At 39.9% G+C, this 3,085-nt stretch carries 4 protein-coding genes; 3 read left to right on the top strand and 1 reads right to left on the bottom strand.

Going from position 1 to position 3,085, the window contains the following annotated elements; all coding sequences use genetic code 11:
- From rplU to ACR2F7_RS15590, 3 genes are all read left to right on the top strand, one after another.
- A partial coding sequence (gene rplU / locus ACR2F7_RS15600) for a 50S ribosomal protein L21 (RefSeq protein ID WP_432714471.1) occupies positions 1–160 on the top strand: 160 nt, incomplete at its 5' end.
- Positions 161–216: 56 nt separating this feature from the next.
- A complete protein-coding gene (rpmA, locus tag ACR2F7_RS15595) occupies positions 217–522 on the top strand; it encodes a 50S ribosomal protein L27 (RefSeq protein WP_432714470.1) in 306 nt (101 codons plus the stop codon).
- Between the two features lie 156 nt (positions 523–678).
- Positions 679–2,205 (top strand): DEAD/DEAH box helicase, encoded by a 1,527-nt coding sequence (locus ACR2F7_RS15590; protein ID WP_432714469.1) that lies wholly within the window; start codon positions 679–681, stop codon positions 2,203–2,205.
- Between the two features lie 43 nt (positions 2,206–2,248).
- Here the strand turns inward: ACR2F7_RS15590 and ACR2F7_RS15585 are convergent.
- Positions 2,249–3,085, bottom strand: an 837-nt coding sequence (locus ACR2F7_RS15585) for a polyprenyl synthetase family protein (protein ID WP_432714468.1), incomplete at its 5' end; no start/stop codon positions are given.

The following is a 3,085-nucleotide window of genomic DNA, read 5'->3' as shown; positions in this document are numbered from 1 at the left end:
TCCTGCATTAACTGGCGTAACTGTTACAGCTAAAATCGTGTCTCATTTAAAAGGTGATAAAGTTATCGTTTTCAAAAAGAAACGTAGAAAAGGTTACAAAAAGAAAAACGGACACCGTCAGTATTTCACTAAAATCCAGATTTCTGGTATCACTTTATAATTATTTGTTAAACAAAACTTACCATTTTTAATTCGGTAGTTTATAAAATATAAATCATGGCACATAAAAAAGAAGCCGGTAGTTCCAGAAACGGACGTGAATCGCATAGCAAGCGTTTAGGTATTAAAATCTTCGGTGGTCAATTCGCTATCGCAGGTAACATTTTAGTACGCCAACGTGGTACAAAACATCATCCTGATAAAGGTGTAGGTATTGGTAAAGACCATACTTTATTCGCTTTAGTTGATGGTACGGTAATCTTCAAAAAGAAACAAGATAATAAATCTTATGTTTCTATCTTACCAGCACCTGTTGTTGATGCTGTAGAAGCTGTTGAAGCTGAAGCTGCTGTTGCAGAATAAGTAATTCTAAAACATATAAAAAAGCTGTGTCATTGATAAAATGATACAGCTTTTTTTTTGTGCCCAAAAAAAAGACATCATAAAAATGTAGCCCTCGCGCTGATACTGGTATGTAGATTGCTTTAGAAAAATTCTGAACATTCAGCTACACAACCTATGAACAGCAACGCAAATCAACCTTCAAAGAAGACACAGCTTTACAAATACCAGGAAAACGACATCAATAAGTTATTTGCGAAGATGGAGGACAATCCTAAAAATCATAGGTTACTCTACCAGTTGCCTACCGGTGGAGGGAAAACAGTGATCTTCTCTGAGATCACCAGCAGGTATATCAAAAAGTACAACCAAAAAGTCATTGTGCTTACCCATCGCATAGAACTTTGCAAACAAACCTCAGCAACTTTAAAAAGCTTCGGAATTCATCATAAGGTAATTGACAGTTCGGTAAAAAAACTAGTGCGTAAAGAGGTTTACAGCTGCTACGTGGCAATGGTGGAAACGCTGAAGAACCGGATCAAAGATGGATTCCTGAATCCAGAACAAATAGGACTGGTCATCATTGATGAGGCTCATCATAATTCCTTTCATAAACTGCTTAGCAAATTCAGCAATGCCACCATTATAGGCGTTACAGCAACGCCATTTAGCTCAGACATCAATTTACCTATGCGCAAGCATTACGATGAGCTGGTGATCGGGGAAAACATTGTTTCCCTCATTGATCAGGGATTCCTAGCTAAACCTAAGTCATATCGTTATGATGTAGAATTGAATACATTGCAAACTGGCATCCATGGTGATTTTACAGTGAGCACATCAGATGAGCTTTACAGTTCTCCAGCAATGCTTGATTTGCTCGTCCATGCTTACCGCACACATGCCAAAAACAAAAAGACGCTAATTTTTAATAATGGAATTTTTACTTCAAGGAAGGTCTGCCAAATATTTAATGACCTGGGCTATCCGGCAAAACATCTTGATAATAAAACACCACCTGCAGAGCGGGCGGAGATATTGAAATGGTTAAAGAAAACCAAAGGAGCTATATTGAGTTCAGTATCAATATTAACAACGGGTTTTGATGAACCTACAGTTCAGGCTGTCATATTGAACAGGGCCACTACATCGCTCACACTTTACCACCAGATGATTGGCCGAGGGTCCAGAAGATTGCCACAAAAAAAGACCTTTTCCATTATTGATTTAGGGAATAACATGGATCGTTTTGGGGAGTGGAATGCCCCAGTAGATTGGCAATATGTTTTTGAAAATCCTGAACAGTATTATGAAAATAAGAACACACAGACGGATTATGAGTCTCATCAAATGCCTTCGGCATTGCGCAGCATGTTTCCCAATAGCCTCGAGATTTCATTTGATGTACAGGCCGCTCACCAGGAGGCCATTGATAAGCAGTTGAAGCCTAAGGTAGTCATCCGTGATTCTATCCGTCAGCATGCTTTAATGTGCGTTGATAACAGCGACAATATTACGGCTGCTTTAGCGCTGGCGCAGGAGCTTGATAAAGAAATAGATTGGAGGGTAAAACAATATGCCAAATGCCTGGGTAACGTCACCAAAAATTACACCGAGTGGTTAAGGAGCGATTATAAGAACAAGCTAAAAATACTCATTCAGAAAATTATGCAGCGTAGGGCCTTGTTGCAGCCTGCTGTTTAAATAGGTTTCCCTGTTGCTCCATAGTAACAGGGAAACCTGATGTTTAACTTTCTCTGTGCATCAAAGCATTCGCCAGGCCTGTTAAGACCTGCTTTTGCGAAGATGGCAACTGTATATGATCAAGTGCTAAAAAAGCCTTGTCAAGATATTGTCTCATCTGTTCTGATGCCAATTCTTTTACCTTGTATTCATCATACATTGCGGTAATCTGATCAATTTTAACAGGCAGGGTGGTGTTTAAGGCATGTTCTGCCAATGCGGCAAGGTCTTCCTTACCAGCCAACTCCTGAAGCTTCAATAAAAGATAGGTCTTTTTGTTTGCAATAATATCACCGCCAATTTGTTTTCCAAATTTCTCGGGATCACCATAAACATCAAGGATATCATCCTGAAGCTGGAAAGCTATGCCCAGATTTTCACCAAATTCATAGATCAATTGCGCTTCTTCAGGTGTTGCACCACCGATAATGGCACCAATTTTCATAGCACCACCCACTAAAACAGCTGTCTTTAGGCGGATCATGTCGATGTATTCCTCAATACTCACGTCATGACGGTTTTCATATTCCATGTCTAGTTGCTGTCCTTCACACACGCCTTGTGCTGTTGCATTGAAAGTATCCAGAACAGGCTTGAGTACTTCCACTTTAACCTTTGTAAGTTGTTTGTTAGATTCAACCATCATCACATCGCCACTCAGGATGGCATTGTTGGTGCCCCATTTTTCATGAACAGTCTGCTGACCTCTTCTTAAAGGCGCATTGTCCATGATGTCATCATGGATGAGGGTAAAATTATGGAAGGTTTCAATGGCAAGTGCAGCCGGCATGGCTTCTTCAATATCACCATTAAACAAGTCGGCAGCAAGTAATACCAATGC

The organism is Pedobacter sp., from assembly GCF_045628745.1.
Lineage (GTDB): Bacteria > Bacteroidota > Bacteroidia > Sphingobacteriales > Sphingobacteriaceae > Pedobacter.
Note: the sequence above shows the minus strand (reverse complement) of the source record. Positions and strands in the feature narration are given on the sequence as shown.

Bases quoted from the DNA above. Each gene is read 5' to 3' on its own strand.
- ACR2F7_RS15590 (WP_432714469.1), top strand. From the start codon at position 679: ATGAACAGCAACGCAAATCAACCTTCAAAGAAGACACAGCTTTACAAA.
- rpmA (WP_432714470.1), top strand. From the start codon at position 217: ATGGCACATAAAAAAGAAGCCGGTAGTTCCAGAAACGGACGTGAATCG.